The sequence below is a fragment of the Pseudomonas sp. Irchel 3E20 genome, from assembly GCF_900187645.1.
In the GTDB taxonomy this organism is placed as follows: Bacteria; Pseudomonadota; Gammaproteobacteria; order Pseudomonadales; family Pseudomonadaceae; genus Aquipseudomonas.
The window spans coordinates 196,250-213,512 of the sequence record NZ_FYEE01000001.1 but is presented as its reverse complement, the minus strand read 5'-3'; the positions used below and the strand labels follow the sequence as shown (position 1 = coordinate 213,512).

General features: G+C 57.8%; 20 protein-coding genes. 7 read left to right on the top strand and 13 right to left on the bottom strand.

Going from position 1 to position 17,263, the window contains the following annotated elements:
- The first annotated feature begins 81 nt into the window (after positions 1–81).
- Both CKW13_RS00920 and CKW13_RS00915 read left to right on the top strand, forming a co-directional pair.
- Positions 82–675: a phosphoheptose isomerase gene (locus CKW13_RS00920; protein ID WP_095106057.1), complete on the top strand. Its 594-nt coding sequence runs from the start codon at positions 82–84 to the stop codon at positions 673–675.
- Positions 672–1,250 carry a BON domain-containing protein gene (locus CKW13_RS00915; RefSeq protein WP_095106055.1) on the top strand — a complete coding sequence of 193 codons (579 nt, stop codon included), beginning with the start codon at positions 672–674 and terminating at the stop codon, positions 1,248–1,250. The genes CKW13_RS00920 and CKW13_RS00915 overlap by 4 nt, the downstream gene beginning before the upstream one ends.
- A 57-nt stretch (positions 1,251–1,307) precedes the next feature.
- On the opposite strand, the gene CKW13_RS00910 is transcribed toward CKW13_RS00915, so the two are convergent.
- The 7 genes from CKW13_RS00910 to rplM form a co-directional block, all read right to left on the bottom strand.
- Positions 1,308–1,721: a ClpXP protease specificity-enhancing factor gene (locus tag CKW13_RS00910; protein ID WP_095106053.1), complete on the bottom strand. Its 414-nt coding sequence runs from the start codon at positions 1,719–1,721 to the stop codon at positions 1,308–1,310.
- 16 nt (positions 1,722–1,737) lie between these two features.
- Positions 1,738–2,355, bottom strand: a complete 618-nt coding sequence (locus CKW13_RS00905) for a glutathione S-transferase N-terminal domain-containing protein (RefSeq protein ID WP_095106052.1) — start codon at positions 2,353–2,355, stop codon at positions 1,738–1,740.
- Between the two features lie 154 nt (positions 2,356–2,509).
- The gene (locus CKW13_RS00900; RefSeq protein WP_095106051.1) at positions 2,510–3,292 is read right to left on the bottom strand and encodes a cytochrome c1; all 783 of its coding nucleotides are present in this window, start codon (positions 3,290–3,292) and stop codon (positions 2,510–2,512) included.
- Entirely contained in the window at positions 3,292–4,503 is a 1,212-nt protein-coding gene (locus CKW13_RS00895) for a cytochrome bc complex cytochrome b subunit (RefSeq protein ID WP_095106050.1), read from the bottom strand. Before CKW13_RS00895 ends, CKW13_RS00900 begins: the two co-directional genes overlap by 1 nt.
- Positions 4,503–5,096 carry a ubiquinol-cytochrome c reductase iron-sulfur subunit gene (gene petA, locus CKW13_RS00890; RefSeq protein WP_095106048.1) on the bottom strand — a complete coding sequence of 198 codons (594 nt, stop codon included), beginning with the start codon at positions 5,094–5,096 and terminating at the stop codon, positions 4,503–4,505. Before petA ends, CKW13_RS00895 begins: the two co-directional genes overlap by 1 nt.
- Before the next feature lie 253 nt (positions 5,097–5,349).
- Positions 5,350–5,742 carry a 30S ribosomal protein S9 gene (rpsI, locus tag CKW13_RS00885; RefSeq protein WP_003171743.1) on the bottom strand — a complete coding sequence of 131 codons (393 nt, stop codon included), beginning with the start codon at positions 5,740–5,742 and terminating at the stop codon, positions 5,350–5,352.
- A 14-nt stretch (positions 5,743–5,756) separates the two neighbouring features.
- On the bottom strand, positions 5,757–6,185 hold the full coding sequence (rplM, locus tag CKW13_RS00880) for a 50S ribosomal protein L13 (protein WP_007917032.1): 429 nt from the start codon (positions 6,183–6,185) through the stop codon (positions 5,757–5,759).
- A gap of 246 nt (positions 6,186–6,431) precedes the next feature.
- On the opposite strand from rplM, the gene CKW13_RS00875 reads away from it, so the two are divergent.
- Positions 6,432–7,472, top strand: a complete 1,041-nt coding sequence (locus tag CKW13_RS00875) for an NADP(H)-dependent aldo-keto reductase (protein ID WP_095106046.1) — start codon at positions 6,432–6,434, stop codon at positions 7,470–7,472.
- 53 nt (positions 7,473–7,525) lie between these two features.
- Here the strand turns inward: CKW13_RS00875 and CKW13_RS00870 are convergent, their stop codons facing one another.
- Positions 7,526–8,671, bottom strand: coding sequence for an acyl-CoA dehydrogenase family protein (locus tag CKW13_RS00870; RefSeq protein WP_176465022.1), 1,146 nt, complete (start codon positions 8,669–8,671; stop codon positions 7,526–7,528).
- A 236-nt stretch (positions 8,672–8,907) separates the two neighbouring features.
- On the opposite strand from CKW13_RS00870, the gene CKW13_RS00865 reads away from it, so the two are divergent.
- A complete protein-coding gene (locus CKW13_RS00865) occupies positions 8,908–9,804 on the top strand; it encodes a GlxA family transcriptional regulator (RefSeq protein WP_176465032.1) in 897 nt (298 codons plus the stop codon).
- 78 nt (positions 9,805–9,882) lie between these two features.
- On the opposite strand, the gene zapE is transcribed toward CKW13_RS00865, so the two are convergent.
- From zapE to CKW13_RS00850, 3 genes are all read right to left on the bottom strand, one after another.
- Positions 9,883–10,977, bottom strand: coding sequence for a cell division protein ZapE (gene zapE / locus CKW13_RS00860; RefSeq protein WP_095106042.1), 1,095 nt, complete (start codon positions 10,975–10,977; stop codon positions 9,883–9,885).
- Between the two features lie 89 nt (positions 10,978–11,066).
- Positions 11,067–12,422, bottom strand: a complete 1,356-nt coding sequence (locus CKW13_RS00855; protein ID WP_095106040.1) for a tryptophan--tRNA ligase — start codon at positions 12,420–12,422, stop codon at positions 11,067–11,069.
- Positions 12,423–12,446: 24 nt separating this feature from the next.
- Positions 12,447–13,076, bottom strand: coding sequence for an alpha/beta hydrolase (locus CKW13_RS00850; protein ID WP_095107005.1), 630 nt, complete (start codon positions 13,074–13,076; stop codon positions 12,447–12,449).
- A 144-nt stretch (positions 13,077–13,220) separates the two neighbouring features.
- Here CKW13_RS00850 and CKW13_RS00845 point away from each other — a divergent pair, with 144 nt between their 5' ends.
- Positions 13,221–13,655 (top strand): YhcB family protein, encoded by a 435-nt coding sequence (locus tag CKW13_RS00845; RefSeq protein WP_095106039.1) that lies wholly within the window; start codon positions 13,221–13,223, stop codon positions 13,653–13,655.
- A 72-nt stretch (positions 13,656–13,727) separates the two neighbouring features.
- On the opposite strand, the gene CKW13_RS00840 is transcribed toward CKW13_RS00845, so the two are convergent.
- Positions 13,728–14,453, bottom strand: coding sequence for an OmpA family protein (locus CKW13_RS00840; protein WP_095106037.1), 726 nt, complete (start codon positions 14,451–14,453; stop codon positions 13,728–13,730).
- Between the two features lie 106 nt (positions 14,454–14,559).
- Complete coding sequence (locus tag CKW13_RS00835) at positions 14,560–15,204, bottom strand: MBL fold metallo-hydrolase (RefSeq protein WP_095106036.1); 645 nt, start codon at positions 15,202–15,204, stop codon at positions 14,560–14,562.
- A gap of 276 nt (positions 15,205–15,480) precedes the next feature.
- Here CKW13_RS00835 and CKW13_RS00830 point away from each other — a divergent pair, with 276 nt between their 5' ends.
- On the top strand, positions 15,481–16,695 hold the full coding sequence (locus CKW13_RS00830; protein WP_095106035.1) for an O-antigen ligase family protein: 1,215 nt from the start codon (positions 15,481–15,483) through the stop codon (positions 16,693–16,695).
- Positions 16,685–17,263: a serine O-acetyltransferase gene (locus tag CKW13_RS00825; protein WP_256576485.1), complete on the top strand. Its 579-nt coding sequence runs from the start codon at positions 16,685–16,687 to the stop codon at positions 17,261–17,263. The genes CKW13_RS00830 and CKW13_RS00825 overlap by 11 nt, the downstream gene beginning before the upstream one ends.

Sequence of the window (17,263 nt, the reverse complement as noted above, 5' to 3'; positions counted from 1 at the left end):
TCTTCACTCGACACTTTTGCTCTTTGCTTTGCGGGCTGCACATTCATGTGCTGAAAAGCCGCGCTACTTAAGGTCACACAGATGGACATGCAATCGCGAATTCGCCAGCTTTTTCAGGCCAGTATCGATACCAAGCAACAGGCGATGGAAGTCCTTGCACCGCACATCGAGCTGGCCAGCCAGGTCATGGTCAACACTCTGCTCAATGAAGGCAAAATGCTTTCTTGCGGCAACGGTGGCTCCGCTGGCGATGCCCAGCACTTCTCCTCCGAGCTGCTCAACCGCTTCGAGCGCGAACGCCCGAGCCTGCCAGCCATTGCGCTGACCACCGACAGCTCGACGATCACCTCGATCGCCAACGACTACAGCTACAACGAGATTTTTTCCAAGCAGATCCGCGCCCTGGGCCAACCGGGCGATGTGCTCCTGGCGATTTCCACCAGCGGCAACTCGGCCAACATTATTCAGGCGATCCAGGCCGCACATGATCGCGACATGATTGTCGTAGCATTGACCGGGCGCGATGGTGGCGGCATGGCTTCTCTGCTGCTGCCGGAAGATGTCGAGATACGCGTACCGGCCACCGTCACCGCACGCATTCAGGAAGTCCACCTGCTGGCGATCCATTGCCTTTGCGACTTGATCGACAGCCAATTGTTCGGGAGTGAAGAATGACCCCTTATCGACTTGGCCTCGCGGCCTTGACCCTATGCCTGAGCATCAGCGGCTGCACCTCCGTGGTGAGCGCCAGCCGTGAAAAGCCCATCGAAGACGACCGTGGCACCCGCACCTTTGGCAGTAAGATCGACGACTCGCTGATCGAAACCAAAGTCGGTGTGAACGTGGCCAAGGCCAACCCGGACCTGGATAAGAACTCCCACATCGTCGTCACCAGCTTCAACGGCGTCGTACTGCTCGCCGGACAGACACCGCGCGCCGACCTCAAGGCCCAGGCCGAACAGGCCGCCAGCAGCGTTCAGCGAGTCAAGCGCGTGCACAACGAACTGCAAGTGATCGCGCCCTCTTCCCTTCTGGCTCGCCAGAATGACGCCTGGCTGACCACCAAAATCAAAACCCAGATGCTGGCCGATGCCAACATTCCCGGCTCGCGCATCAAGGTGGTGACCGAGAACGGCATCGTCTACCTGCTCGGCCTGCTGACCAAACAGGAAGCGGCCCAGGCCACCAACCTGGTGCAAGGCGTTTCCGGCGTGCAGAAGATCGTCAAGCTGTTCGAGTACATCGACTGACACCTGCAAACCTGGCGGCATTAAAAAAGGCGATCCATTTCTGGATCGCCTTTTTTGTTACTTGACCACTTTCAAGCTTGGCCGGCCACTGGGGCGCGGCGGTTCGCTATCGGGTGGCGGACCGTCACCATCCGGCTCCACGTCGTCATCTTCGTCCATGGACGAATCCAGGTCAAAAACCATGCCCTGGCCATTCTCCCGGGCATAGATACCCAGGATCGCCCCGACGGGCACGAACAGCGTGTGTGGCACACCGCCGAAACGCCCCTCAAAGCTGACCGCGTCGTTATCCATGTGCAGATGCCGCACAGCACTGGGCGACACGTTCAGGACAATCTGCCCGTCACTGGCAAAGCCTTGTGGTACTTGCACCGAGGGGTACTCGGAATTGACCAGCATGTGCGGGGTGCAATCGTTATCCACAATCCACTCATAGAGCGCACGGACCAGATAAGGTCGACTGGAGTTCATAGCGGCTCCTTAAGCCTTAGCGCATGTCGCGCTCGGCACCAGACAGGCTCGCCTGGAAAGCCTCGCGCGCAAACTGGCGCTCCATATAATCAAGCAGCGGCTTGGCAGGCCGCGGCAACTCAATACCAAGAATCGGCAAGCGCCAGAGTATCGGCAAGAGGCAGCAGTCCACCAGACTTTGTTCCTCACTGAGGAAAAACGGCTTGTCCGCGAACAGTGGCGAAACCCCCGTCAGGCTTTCGCGCAATTCCTTGCGGGCCTGCACACGCGCCGCTTCTTTGCTGCGTGGATCCAGAATCAAATCCACCAGGCCACACCAGTCACGCTGGATGCGGTGAATCAGCAGGCGGCTATTAGCACGCGCCACCGGATAGACCGGTAGCAAGGGTGGATGGGGATAACGCTCATCCAGATATTCCATCACCACGGTTGACTCCCACAACGCCAGGTCACGATCGACCAGGGTGGGCAAGCTGCCGTAAGGGTTCACTTCGATCAGTTTCGGCGGATGACGTCCCACCTCCACACTGATGATCTCGGCGCTGACACCCTTCTCTGCGAGCACGATGCGTACTCGGTGGGAATAGTGGTCGGCGGGGTCGGAGTAACAGGCCAACCGATTGGTCACGCCCATGGCGGTCCTCCTCGCTTGTTGAAATTATCGAAAGCGGAAAAACGCGCGCGCCCAGAGGGCGCCTCCCATAGAGAGGCCGGACGGTGCCGGCTTCCCTAATCTTGCGGAGGCGCCCCTGGGCGCGCGCGATTAACAGCAATGGTTTACAGCTTTATCAATGAATGTCCTTCCAGTATTCGCGCTTGAGCAGGTAAGCGAATACGAAGAAGAAAGCCAGGTAGAGCAACACGTAAGTACCGATACGTTGGTGCTCCAGCTTGACCGGGTTGGCCGAGTAGGCCAGGAAGGTCACCAGGTTCTTGACCTTCTCATCGAACTGCTCTTCAGTCAGCGCGCCGGTTTTCGGCAAGATGGTCAGTTGGTCACACGCTTCGTGAGTCAGAGGCGTGCCAGTCAACGGATCATATTGCTTCTTACCGTCTTCGACGACTTGAATCTGCTTGCAACCCACGACCTGGCGACCTTGTAGGCCGGCCAGGACGTTAGGCATACCGACGTTCGGGAAGACCTTGTTGTTCGCCCCGAAAGGACGCGATGGATCTTCGTAGAACGACTTCAGATAACCGTAGAGCCAATCGGTACCACGCACACGGGCCACCAGGGTCAGGTCGGGCGGTGCCGCACCGAACCAGGTCTTGGCGTCAGCAGGCTGCATGCCGATCTTCATGTGGTCGCCGATCTTGGCGCCAGTGAATACCAGGTTGTTAAGCATCAGATCATGAGGAATCCCCAGGTCGTCAGCTACACGCTCATAGCGCTGGAACTTGGCGCTGTGGCAGCCCATGCAGTAGTTGGCGAACGTACGCGCGCCATCTTGCAATGCGGCTTTATCAGCGAGGTCGATATCGATCTTTTCCAGCTCTGGACCACCGTGTTCGGCCGCAAAGGAGAACACAGGCAAAGCAGCGAGGATCAGTACAGCGAATAACTTTTTCATCAGCCAGTCACCCTTTCCGGAACCGGTTTGGTCTTCTCAAGCCTGGTGTAGAACGGCATCAGAATGAAGTAGGCGAAGTACAGGAAGGTACATACCTGCGACAGCAACGTACGACCCGGAGTCGGCGCCAGCACACCCAGCACACCCAGGATCACGAACGAAATGCAGAACACCCAGAGCCAGATCTTGCTCATCCAGCCCTTGTAGCGCATGGATTTGACCGGACTGCGGTCAAGCCAAGGCAGGACGAACAGCACAGCGATGGCGCCGCCCATGGCGATAACGCCCATGAGCTTGTCCGGAACCGCCCGCAAAATTGCGTAGAACGGAGTGAAGTACCAAACAGGTGCGATGTGTTCAGGGGTCTTGAACGGGTTCGCCTGCTCGAAGTTAGGCTTCTCGAGGAAGTAGCCGCCCATTTCCGGGAAGAAGAACACGATGGAGCAGAACACGAACAGGAACACTACGACGCCGACGATATCTTTCACGGTGTAGTACGGATGGAAGGGAATACCATCGAGCGGTACGCCGTTCTCGTCCTTGTGCTTCTTGATATCCACGCCATCGGGGTTGTTCGAGCCGACTTCATGCAGCGCCAGGATGTGCAGCACCACCAGACCGAGGATCACGATCGGCAGGGCTACAACATGCAGCGCAAAGAAGCGGTTCAAGGTGATGCCGGAAATCAGGTAGTCCCCACGGATCCACTGAGTCAGGTCGTCACCGATAACCGGGATCGCACCGAACAGCGAGATGATGACCTGCGCCCCCCAGTAGGACATCTGGCCCCAAGGCAGCAGGTAGCCCATGAAGGCTTCCGCCATCAGCGCCAGGTAGATCAGCATGCCGAAGACCCACACCAGCTCACGCGGCTTCTGGTACGAACCGTAGAGCAAGCCACGGAACATATGCAGGTAGACCACGATGAAGAACGCCGAAGCGCCGGTGGAGTGCAACAGACGCAGGATCGAGCCGTACTCGACGTCACGCATGATGTACTCGACGGAAGCGAACGCTTCTTCCGCCGACGGGGTGTAGCTCATGGTCAGCCAGACACCGGTAACGATCTGGTTGACCAGAACCAGCAGGGCCAGGGAGCCAAAGAAGTAGAAGAAGTTGAAGTTCTTTGGAGCGTAATACTTGCTGAGATGGTCTTCCCACATCTTGGTCGCGGGAAAGCGCGCATCAACCCAATCCATGAACTTGCTCATCACGCGTTCTCCGTATCGATACCGATGGTTATGACATCGTCCGAATCATAGGAATGTGGTGGCACAGGCAGATTCAGCGGCGCAGGTTGCGACTTGTAGACGCGGCCAGCCAGATCGTAGTGAGAACCGTGGCAAGGGCAGAAGTAACCGCCCACCCAATCCTTGCCCAGGTCGGCAGGCGCCACCTCTGGACGGAAGGTCGGGGCACAACCCAAGTGCGTACAGATCCCGATCAGCAGCAGAATCTCTGGCTTGATCGAACGCAGCTCCGGGTTGACGTAGGTCGGTTGTACCGAATTCTTGGAGTCAGGGTCAGATAGCTGGCCCTCGATCTTCTTCAGATTCCCCAGGATTTCCTCAGTCCGGCGGACAATGAATACCGGCTGACCGCGCCACTCAGCAACCATCTGCTGGCCTGGCTCAATCTTGCTGACATTCACCTTCACCGGTGCACCTGCGGCTTTCGCCTTGGCACTGGGAAACCATGACCCCACGAACGGGACCGCAGCCCCCACCGCTCCTGCAGCACCCACCACGGATGTGGCTGCTACCAAGAAGCGACGCCGGCCTGCATTCACGCCGTCATTGCTCATTCAGTCCTCTCCCATCAGCTTTGTGGCCTGTTAAATCAGGCATCTACTAAGTAAAAATCTGAACTTATAAAAATTTTGCAGAATGGTAATGAAAAGCCCCTATTCTGACAAGGTAATTACCACCCATGGATAGCCAGAAGCCTTGTAGTATAGGGGTTTTACGGCTGTGGCAAGTTGTCACACCAAAAACGAACGCCCATAAAAAACGCCCAGCTCCGTGAGGAAACTGGGCGCTTTTGAACGCAAAAGCGAATTAACGCTTCGAGTACTGCGGACGCTTACGCGCTTTACGCAGGCCAACTTTCTTACGTTCAACTTCACGAGCATCGCGAGTTACGAAGCCAGCTTTGCGCAAAGCGCCACGCAGGGTTTCGTCGTACTGCATCAGAGCGCGAGTGATACCGTGGCGGATTGCGCCAGCCTGACCACTTACACCGCCACCGATAACAGTGACGTAGATGTCGAACTTTTCAACGGTCTCGGTCAATTCCAGCGGCTGACGAACTACCATGCGGGCAGTTTCGCGGCCGAAGAAGTTGTCCAGGGTGCGGTTGTTGATCGAGATGTTACCAGTGCCCGGACGCAGGAAAACGCGTGCGGTTGCGGTCTTGCGACGGCCAGTGCCGTAATTTTGAGTCGCCGACATAATGAACTATTCCGTTAAAACTTCAGTTCTTGGGGCTGCTGAGCAGTATGAGGGTGAGCAGCGCCCGCATAGACTTTCAGCTTACGATACATGTCGCGACCCAGCGGGTTCTTAGGCAGCATGCCTTTGACCGCAGTCTCGATCACGCGCTCAGGGGCCTTGGCAATCAACTTTTCAAAGTTGATCGACTTGATGCCGCCCGGGAAACCGGAGTGGGAGTAGTACATTTTGTCAGTGGTTTTAGCGCCGGTTACACGGATTTGCTCGGCGTTGATGACGACGATGTAATCGCCGGTGTCAACGTGAGGAGTGTACTCAGGCTTGTGCTTGCCACGCAGACGGCTCGCGATCTCGGTGGCCAGACGACCCAGGGTCTGACCAGCAGCGTCGACGACAAACCAGTCGCGCTTTACTGTTTCCGGTTTAGCAGTAAAAGTTTTCATTCTTTATAGCCTCAGGGGCCGCCCTGTAAATTAGACGGCGGATCTTACTGAATAGTGCGTACTTTGACAAGTCAAAGGCAGCCGGATACAGACGCTATCGGGGGCTCGGGTCAGCGCGTCCGTTCAACGGCAAGATTCTTCGGCAGGCGGCGCATCACTTCCACTGCAGAAAGAGGGGCGTAATTATGCAGATTGCGAAAAAATTTTCAACCTGCTTTTATGAATGTTTTGCCGAAGGAGCATCCGATGGACTATCGCAAGCTGGGCCGAACCGAACTGAATGTAAGCGCCCTCTGCCTCGGGACCATGACCTGGGGCGAGCAAAACACTCAGGCTGAAGCCTTCGCCCAAATTGAAATGGCCAAGCAGGCCGGGGTCAATTTCATCGATACCGCCGAGATGTACCCCGTGCCGCCCAAGGCACAAACCTACGCCGATACAGAGCGTTATATCGGCAATTGGTTCAAGGCCAGCGGCGACCGGACGGACTGGGTCCTGGCCAGCAAAATCGGCGGCCCCGGCAACGGCATCGATTACATCCGCGACGGCCAGCTCAAGCACAACCGCACCCATATCGTCCAAGCCCTGGACGCCAGCCTCAAGCGCCTGCAGACCGACTGGATCGACCTCTACCAACTGCACTGGCCGGAACGCAGCACCAATTTCTTCGGCCAACTGGGCTACACCCACAAGGCCGACGAAGACTTCACGCCCCTTGAAGAAACCCTTGAAGCCCTCGACGAGCAGGTCAAGGCCGGTAAGATCCGCCATATCGGCCTGTCGAACGAGACGCCGTGGGGCACCATGAAATTCCTTGCCCTGGCCGAAACCCGAGGCTGGCCGCGGGCCGTATCGATCCAAAATCCGTACAACCTGCTCAACCGCACCTTTGAAGTGGGCCTTGCGGAAATCGCCCTGCGCGAACAGTGCGGGCTGCTCGCCTACTCGCCGCTGGCGTTCGGCATGCTGTCCGGCAAGTACGAGGGCGGGGCCCGGCCACCCAAGGGGCGTCTGAGCCTCTACAGCCGTTTCAGCCGGTATTTCAACCCGCAGTCGGAAGCCGCGTGCAGCCGCTACGTGGCCTTGGCCCGCGAACATGGCCTGGACCCGGCACAAATGGCCCTGGCATTCGTCACCCAACAGCCGTTCGTGACCAGCAACATCATTGGCGCGACCACTCTGGAGCAACTGCAAAGCAACCTGGCGAGCGCCGAGCTGGTGTTGTCGCAGGAAGTTGTGGCGGGTATCGAGGCGATCCACAAGGCACTGCCGAACCCGGCCCCTTGATCGAACCTTAGACCTGCTCCCACAGGGAACACTCCGTGGGAGCAGGCACTCTTTTACAGGGAGCGCGCGATGATTTCTTTCATGATTTCGTTGGTCCCGGCATAGATCCGTTGCACCCGGGCATCCGCCCAGGCCCGTGCAACCGGGTATTCCCACATGAAACCGTAACCGCCATGCAACTGCACACACTCGTCGAGCACTTTGCATTGCAGGTCAGTGCCCCAGTACTTGGCCATCGCAGCGGTCGGCACATCCAGTTTCCCTTGTAGGTGCAGCTCCAGGCAGCGGTCGACGAACACCCGGCCGATCTGGATTTCAGTGGCCATTTCCGCGAGCTTGAAGCGAGTGTTCTGAAACTCCGCAATCGCCTTGCCAAATGCCTTGCGCTCGCGGGTGTACTCCAGCGTCCATTGCAGCGCCGCCTCGGCCGAAGCCAGGCCGCCCACCGCCACGGTCAGTCGCTCCTGTGGCAGTTCCTGCATCAAATACGCAAAGCCCATTCCGGCCTGGCCCAGCAGGTTTTCCTTGGGGATGCGCACATCCTGGAAAAACAACTCGGAGGTGTCCTGCGCCTTCATCCCGACCTTCTCCAGGCGTTTTCCCTTGGCGAACCCCGGCGTGTTCGCCTCCACCAGGAACAGGCTCGTGCCCTTGGCGCCAGCCTTCGGGTCAGTCTTGGCCACGACAATCACCAGGTCGGCGAGAAAGCCATTGGTGATGAAGGTTTTCGAGCCGTTAATCACGTACTCGTCGCCATCCAGCACGGCCGTGGTTTTCACCCCTTGCAGATCGGAACCTGCCCCCGGCTCGGTCATGGCAATGGCCGTAACCATCTCGCCCGAAACCAGTTTGGGCAGGTATTTGTGCTTCAAGGCTTCGCTGCCGTAATGCAGGATATAGGGCGCGACGATGTCCGAGTGCAACGAAAAACCAATGCCGGTCAACCCTAGGCGCCCCACCTCTTCGATCACTACGGCGCTGTAGAGAAAGTCCGCACCCAACCCGCCATATTCCTCGGGTAAATGGGAGCAAAGCATCCCCGCTTCCCCTGCCTTGTTCCATAACTGGCGGTCAATGTAGCCTTGTTTTTCCCATTGGCTGTGGAACGGCACGGCTTCTTTTTCGAGGAAGGTACGAACACTGTCACGAAAGAGCTCGTGCTCGGGGCTGAACAAGGTTCTGGGGATCATGCAGGGCACCTGTAATTATTGTTGGAAGAAATTGCGCTCTTGAGCCTAAGCCTCCCACTCGCGACAGGACACTGGACACATCCGACAAAAAATAAGACGATCCAGCCGTCTGGTGACCACTTTCCCCTATAAGAATAAATTGAATTATGTCTATCCAACTCTCCATGCCCCTGCGGCGCGTCAGCATCCTGGCGATCGACCGGGTTTTCGCCTCCACCCTCATGCAAGCCAAGGATTTTTTCCACCTGGCCAGCCTGCGTTACGGTAAACAATTGGGCCAGGGCCTCACGCCCGCCTTCGAGACTCGCCTGGTCAGCCCTGACGGCCAACCGGTGTGCAGCTTCAGCGATGTGATCCTGCCGGTGGACGGCGGCCTGGCCGATACCGACGTGATTATCCTGCCGGCCTTCTGGGACGATTTCGAAACCCTGTGCAAACGTTACCCACAGGTGATTCCATGGCTGCGGGCCCAGCACGCACGTGGCGCGGTGCTCTGCGGCGAGGCCACGGGAGTGTTCTGGCTCGCCGAGGCGGGGTTGCTCGATGGCAAGGAAGCGACCACCTACTGGCGCTTCTTCAACGCTTTCGAAGAGCGCTTCCCTCAAGTCCAGCTCAATCAAGATAAACACCTGACCGACGCAGACAACCTGTACTGCGCTGGCGGCACCACTTCGGCCTGCGACCTGTATATCTACCTGATCGAACGCTTCTGCGGCGCCAACGTCGCCCAAGCCGTGGCCCGCGACATCCTCTACGAAGTGCAACGCAGCTACTCCCCCGGCCGCATCGGTTTCGGCGGGCAGAAGCTGCACCAGGACGTCATCATCCTGCAGATCCAGCACTGGCTCGAAGAACACTTCGCCGACAAGTTCCGCTTTGAAGATGTGGCCCGCGAACACGGCATGAGCATTCGCAACTTCATGCGCCGCTTCCAGACCGCCACCGGCGACAAGCCGCTGCATTACCTGCAACGCCTACGCATCGAGACCGCCAAGGGCCTGCTCTCGGCCAGCCGCAAGAGCATCAAGACCATCAGCTACGAAGTCGGCTACGACGACGCAAGCTTCTTCGCACGGCTGTTCCGCCAGCACACCGAGCTGTCACCGAACCAGTACCGCCAGCAGTTCCAGCAGGCAGCCTAAATCAACCTCGCGCCCACAAGCATTTGGGCACAAAAAAGGCCTGCATCGCTGCAGGCCTTCTTACTTTTCAGAATTGCCTTACGGCTTGTGCGCCCGCGACAGGAATTCGTGAGACTGCATTTCCAACAATCGGCTAAGGGTGCGCTGGAACTCGAAATTCAGGCGCCCGCCCGTGTAGAGATCTTTGAGCTCGACTTCGGCAGAGATAATCAGCTTCACGTTACGGTCGTAGAACTCATCGACCATGTTGATGAAACGGCGCGCGATGTCGTCAGTGGTGACGCTCATCTGCTCCACATCGCTAATCAGCACGGCATGGAAGATCTTGCCCAACTCGATGTAGTCGTTCTGGCTACGCGGCCCGTCGCAAAGCTGACGGAAGTCGAACCAGGCCACATCGTCACAGGTACGCAGGGCACGGATTTCGCGATTCTCAATCATCAACACATCGTTTTCGACAGCCTGGGTGCATTCCGGCGTCAGGGCGCGGAAGCTCTTGCGCAGGCTTTCGCGGGCTGCTTCGTCCAGCGGGAAGTGGAACAGCTCGGCCTGCTCCAGGTGACGCAAGCGGTAGTCCACGCCGCTATCGACGTTGACGATGTCGGTGTTCTGCTTAATCAGCGCAATAGCCGGCAAGAAGCGCGCACGTTGTAGGCCATCTTTGTACAAACCGTCGGGGACGATGTTGGATGTCGCCACCAGAGTGACACCGTTTTTGAACAATTCTTCCATCAGCGTGCCGAGGATCATGGCGTCGGTGATGTCGGAAACGAAGAATTCATCGAAGCAGATCACCCGCGCTTCGTCAGCGAAACGCTTGGCGATGATAGTCAGCGGATTCTTTTCCCCCGGCAGGGTCTTCATTTCTTCGTGAACGCGCTTCATAAAGCGGTGAAAGTGGGTGCGGGATTTTTCCTTGAACGGCAAGGCTTCAAAGAAAGTGTCGACCAAGTAAGTCTTGCCCCGGCCCACACCGCCCCAGAAGTACAACCCCTTGACCGGCACCTGATCCTTCTTGCCAAACAATTTGCCCAACAGACCCGGCTTGTTCTGCGAGGCCGCGATCAGGTCATCGTACAGGCGCTGCAAATGGCGCACCGCCGTTTCCTGGGCTGCGTCATGAAAGAATTCCGGGCGTTTCAGATCAGCTTGATATCGTTCTAGGGGCGTCATAATTCGTTAGCAAGGCAACAAAAACGGGCCGTCACTGTAACGACGGCCCTGGAGAATGGCAATCAGCCCTTGGTCGGGCCGCCACCACATTAGTCCTGTTGGGGCGCCAGGGCAGCGCGCAGAGCGGCAATAGCGCTGTCGCGGGCCGCGCTGTCGGCGAACTCGGGGCCGTCGGCCACGCATTCCCCCTGCAACCACAGGCTGAAGGTATTGGCGGCGGTGCGCAGGTCCAGTTCTTCATCGCCTTGCAAGTGCTTGGTCACGGCACCGGCAGCCTTGCCATCGGCAAACGTGCGCGACAGCAGCAGTTGTTCACCATCCGCCGCCAGCAGTCGAAAACGGAAGCTGCCATCGTCTTCGCGGAAGCTGACAAAACGCGCGGTTTTCGCAGCTTTCTTTTTCGGCGCGGCGGCGACCTGCACTTGGTTGACAAACGAGCGCAGGCCCACGGCTTCGCGCAGCTGTGCAAGGAAAGGCGTAGCGACGGCCCGCGCCTTGCTCGCACCCAATTGCAGGATGTCTTCGAGGTCGGCCGGGCGTGCAATCAACTGGTGATAATGCTCGCGGGCCTCGCCCAACTCGGCATCGAGCAAGTGGAACAGGCGGTTTTTTGCCTCGCCCCAACCCAGGCCTTGCAATAGCTCACTGCGCAACTCCTCGGCCTGGGCCGGCGTCGAGAAGGCCTGGTAGAGGGTGAACAGGTGCGAGTTGCCCGGGTCCTTGGCTTCGCCGGGCGCGCGCGAATCGGTGACGATCCGCGAAATGGCGTCCTTCATCTCTTTGGCGCTGCTGAACAGCGGGATGGTGTTGTCGTAGCTCTTGGACATCTTGCGGCCGTCCAAGCCCGGCAACGTGGCGACGCTTTCTTCGATCAGCGCTTCGGGCATGGCGAAAAACTCCTTGCCCTGGCCGAACAGGTGATTGAAGCGCTGGCCGATGTCGCGCGCCATCTCGACGTGTTGGATCTGGTCGCGGCCGACCGGCACCTTATGGGCATTGAACATCAGGATGTCGGCTGCCATCAGCACCGGGTAGCTGTACAGGCCCATGGTGATACCGGCATCCGGGTCTTCACCGGTTTCCAGGTTCTTATCCACAGAGGCCTTGTAGGCGTGGGCGCGGTTGAGCAGGCCTTTGGCCGCTACGCAGGTCAGCAGCCAGGTCAGCTCGGGGATTTCCGGGATATCGGACTGGCGGTAGAAGGTTACGCGATCCACGTCCAGGCCACCGGCCAGCCAAGTCGCGGCGATTTCCAGGCGCGAGCGCTGGATACGCTGCGGGTCATCGCACTTGATGAGGGCATGGTAGTCGGCGAGGAAATAGAAAGAATCGGCATTGCTGTCGCGGCTGGCCAGGATCGCCGGGCGAATGGCCCCAGCGTAGTTGCCCAGGTGCGGCGTGCCAGTGGTGGTGATGCCAGTGAGGATTCGCGTACGAGTGGTCATGGGTAATCGCTTATCAGGCTGCAATCAATTCGAGAGGCGCGGCAGGATCAGATCCTTGAGATCGGTCAACTTGCCGTGAAAAAAGTGCCCGCATTCTGCCACTTTCACGAGGGAATGGGGGCGCTGCAGGGCGGCGGACCAGTCATAGACCAACTGCGGCTCGACGACTTCATCGGCGTCGGGCTGGATCAGGGTCAGCTCACCCTTGAGCGGCAACGGGTCGTTGGGGCCCAGGCGCATGACTGCGGGAGCGATCATGAACAAGTGCTTGAGCGTCTCGCCCGTGGCCTCCAGGCGCCCGCCGAGGCTGGCCGCGACAAAGCCGCCGAACGAGAAACCCATCAAAGTCAGGGGCAGTTCGGGGTGCTTGGCCCGCAGCCACTGGACGGCGGCCCAGGCGTCATCGACTTCGCCGCTGCCCATGTCGTGGCTGCCTTCGCTGCCGCCCACGCCTCGGTAGTTGAAGCGCAGGGTAATCAAACCGGCGTCGCGGGCGGTGCGCTGCAAGGTCGATACGACCTTATTGAGCATGGTGCCGCCCTGCACCGGGTTGGGATGGCAAATCAGGGCCAGGCCTCGGGGGGCCTCGTTGTCCAGGTACAAGGCTTCCAGACGACCCACGGGGCCATCAATCACTACGGGGGTTTCACGCATCAGCAAGGAAGGAACTCCGTGACCTCGAATCGGGTCGACTCGTCTAGCAAATTGTCTGTGCCAATCTATTGCGAGCTAATCGCGGTATACAGCGCAGGTTCGAGCCGTTAACGTAAAGCAAAGCCGTTTATAGAGGAAGGACTCGTGGAACACTCGCTCTTAGTTTGGTTGTTGCCGACTCTTGCCCTGGTTGCCGGTGTCGCTATTGGATTTCTGGTCGCTCGCCTGCTGCCCAATGCGGCGCCTAACCGCACGCAGCGTCAGCTGGACGACATCCAGGAACGTTTTGACAGTTATCAGAATGAAGTGGTGACCCACTTCAACAGCACCGCGACCCTGGTCAAGAAACTCACTCAGAGTTACCAGGAGGTGCAAGACCACCTCGCCGAGGGCGCCAACCGCCTGGCCCTGGACGAACTGACCCGCCAACGCCTGCTGGCTGCCCTGCACGCCGACGCGAGCCAGGCACCGCGCGAGCGCCTGACGCCGCCACGGGACCAGGAACCACCACGGGACTACGCCCCGAAAACCCCCAACGCACCGGGGATGCTGGACGAGCACTACGGCCTGAAAAAATAATCAGGTCACAAGCGACATAAAAAAGCCCGCCCGATCAATGATCGGGCGGGCTTTTTCGTAGCAGCCGTTTATTTAGTACTGCTGATATTGCTGGCCCTGAGGTTGCTGGTACTGCTGGCCTGGGATCGCCTTGAGATTGACCTCGACCCGTCGGTTCTGCGCACGGCCATTCACATCGCCATTGCTCGCAATCGGATTATCCGGGCCAGCACCGCGCGCAGACAGGTTGGCACCGCTGACACCTTGCGATGTCAGGTAAGTCGCCACGCTCTGCGCCCGGCGCTGGGACAGGTCCATGTTGTGCTGACGGCTACCGGTGCTGTCGGTGTAGCCCACGATCTCGATCTGGTTCTGGCTGAATTCCTTGAGCGAGTTCGCCAGATTATTCAGAGGTTGGTAGAAGCTGGGGGCGATGTTCGCCGAATCGGTCGCGAACGTGATGTTGCCCGGCATAATCAGCTTGATTTGATCGCCTTGGCGCTGCACTTCCACACCGGTGTTGGCCATGCTGGCGCGCAGCTTCTTCTCCTGCTGGTCGGCATAGTAGCCGTAGCCCGCGGCCGAAGCCCCGACCACCGCAGCGCCAATCAATGCGCCCTTGCCACGGTTGTTGTGGTCGATTGCCGCGCCCGCCAGGGCACCGGCCAATGCACCGAGGCCACCGTACTTGGCAGTCTTGCTCATACCCGTGGAACCGTCGGCCTGCCCCTGGCCACCATCATAGGGATTGGGTGAGGCGCAGCCGGACAACAAGGCCACAGCCGTTGCGACAATAATCAAACGACGCGAGGTCAACATGGAAAGCTCCTACTTTTTTTCATTCTGTGGTGCAACGGACCTTGGCATGGACCTGTGCAGGCGTTGGAACACGGCAATCGGCAAAAATTCCGCGCCACCCCAGCACTCAGGCTCGTACGAAAGGGTTTTCACGCATTTCATCGCCCAGGTGAGTATCAGGGCCATGCCCGGTGACCACCGTCGCCTCCTCGTCCAGGGTGTATAGGCGCTGCTTGATCGAGCGCACGAGGGTGGCTTGGTCACCGCCCCACAGGTCCGTCCGCCCGACGCCACGACGAAACAGGGTGTCACCGGCAATCAACAGCTTAGCCTCAGAAAACCAAAAGCTCATGGAACCGGGCGTATGTCCCGGCGTATGCAACGCCACGCCGCAGCCGCAAGCCAATTCTTCGTCATCGGCCAACCAGCGGTCCGGCGACGGTACCGGCACGTAAGGCACGCCAAACATCCCACACTGCATCTCCAGGTTGTCCCAGAGGAACTGGTCTTGCTTATGTAGGTGCAACGTCGCGCCGGTCTTCTCCTTCAACTGGCCAGAGGCCAGGAAGTGGTCGAGGTGGGCATGGGTGTGAATGATGCTGACGACCTTGAGCCCCAGTGCATCGAGCCGCGCCAGAATCAACTCGTGATTACCCCCCGGATCGACGACTATCGCTTTCTTGGTCACGGGGTCGCCAATGATCGTGCAGTTGCACTGCAACGGGCCGACAGGGAAGGTTTCGCGGATGAGTTGGGGCTTTGCTGCGTGCATGGGGACTCCTGTAAGATTCGCGGCACATTCTAGACACCCTCCGGTAGCCAATGACAATCACTAATGATGCAACGCGAAGTCATGGCTACACTGCCGGCCCACGCTGGAATGGTCGGTCCCATTGATTGAAACATCCGCGCCAAACAGATGTTCGTACCTGGCGTCATTGCAAGGAATGCAAAAGCCGCGTGCCCGCTCGCATCATAACGGCTTATCAAAGTCCTGCTGCGTTGCACTGGCAGTAATTAATGGACCTAACCAGATAATGGATTTTGCATGATTCTTACAGGTAACTTTTTCCTGCGCTTCGCATTGATGATATTGACACTGGGATTCATTACCCACATCGTCGGAATCCCCCTGATTACGGATGGCAGTAAACATACGACACTGTCCAATGCCGGGCTTTTTATTCCCGCATTGATTCTGTGCCTGTTCGACGTTCAGCTACGCAAGAAAATCTTCAGCACGGCCTACTTGCCTGTTATTTCAATGCTGCTGTTTACAATCGTCATTGCAGGCATAAACAGCCATTCGGAAAACTCGGCCTTCTCCCAATTCAAGACCTCCCTCTATGTGCTCTTGTACCTGGCAACTGTCGCCATCTTGGCCAGGGAGAACCGGCTGACGATGTGTTTGAACGTATCGTTCTTCATTGCTGGCATTCTTGCAATCGCCAGCCTGGTGGTGCAATCGATCGCACAAGAAAAAAACATCTTCCTGGGCAATTACCGTTTATTCAGCCTGGGATATGAAAAGTATGCCGACTTCCAGAACCCGATCATCGCCGCCCTGTATTACGGTTTTTTCGGGGTATATGGTTTTCATCAATTAATGACAGGTAAGCACAGCCGAGTAACGTCTACCCTGATCGCTGTCTGCCTATGTGGCTTATCGCTTTACCTGTATTGCACCCTTTCTCGTGGCGTCTGGCTGGGTTATGGCCTGGCCATCCTGACGACGGCGCTGCTTCATCACAACAGGCACTCTAGAAAATGGCTGCTCCTGGCAGCAGGGCTGGCGGGTTTACTTGCCATCTGGCTGTGGCCTGTTTTGTTCAGCCGTGGCCTGAGCCTCAGGGACATCATTTGGGGGCAGTGGTTTGACCGTATCAAAGAGTTCTGGCTGATCGGTGCAGGGGCGGGCCGCAAGTTTGAGATCTGCATCGCGCAAAATCATTGTTTCAATCAGGCTCACAACCTGTTCCTGCAGTTCTTCTATGAGTACGGAATCATCGGCTTAACCTTGCTACTGAGCATGCTCATACTTGCGTTCAAACGTTCACTGATTCGCTCTTATTGGTCAACGCCACTAGGGGGTTTGGGTTTGTCTCTTTTGATATTTGCCACCACCACTGCACTGTTCGACTATCACACCGTCATGAACAGGCCAGGTGTTTACTGGCTGGTATTCTGGTTACCCATAGGCCTGGTTCTTTCACAACCCAGCCCTACCCCTGCACAAACCCAAGGAAAAATTCATGCTGGCTGATATTTTCCGGGTAGCCAAACGTTATTGGCATATCGAAATCATTGGCAGCCTGGACAAACCGTTCAAGTGGAAGCGAATTATCCAGAAGTGCCGCAGAAACAATAGATATCGCTATATCTTCTGGTATCGCTTGGCCTACGCCATGAATAAAAGCGACAGTAAGTTCTGGCGACGCCGCGCCAAGTTGCTCAATGAAAAAACCAGCCGCACGTTCAATGTGGAAATCATGATGGGCGCCGAAGTGGGTGAAGGCCTGTGGATCGCCCACCCCACTGGTATTGTCATCACCTCCCACGCGAAGATCGGGAAGAACTTCAAGATCTGGCAAAACTGCACCATCGGAATCAAGGGGCAACAGGACGATATCAGGCTCGTTATCGGTGACGGCGTCAGGGTGCATGCCCACGCGTGCATTATTTCCGACGACCTGGAACTCGGTGATAACGCGGTAGTAGGCGCCGGCACCTTCCTCAACAAAAGCGTGCCGGCCGGGCATGTCGTGTTCAATCCTGCCCCGCAGGTTATCCGCGAATACGACGCTGCCGCGATGGGGCGGTTCCAGCAGTAG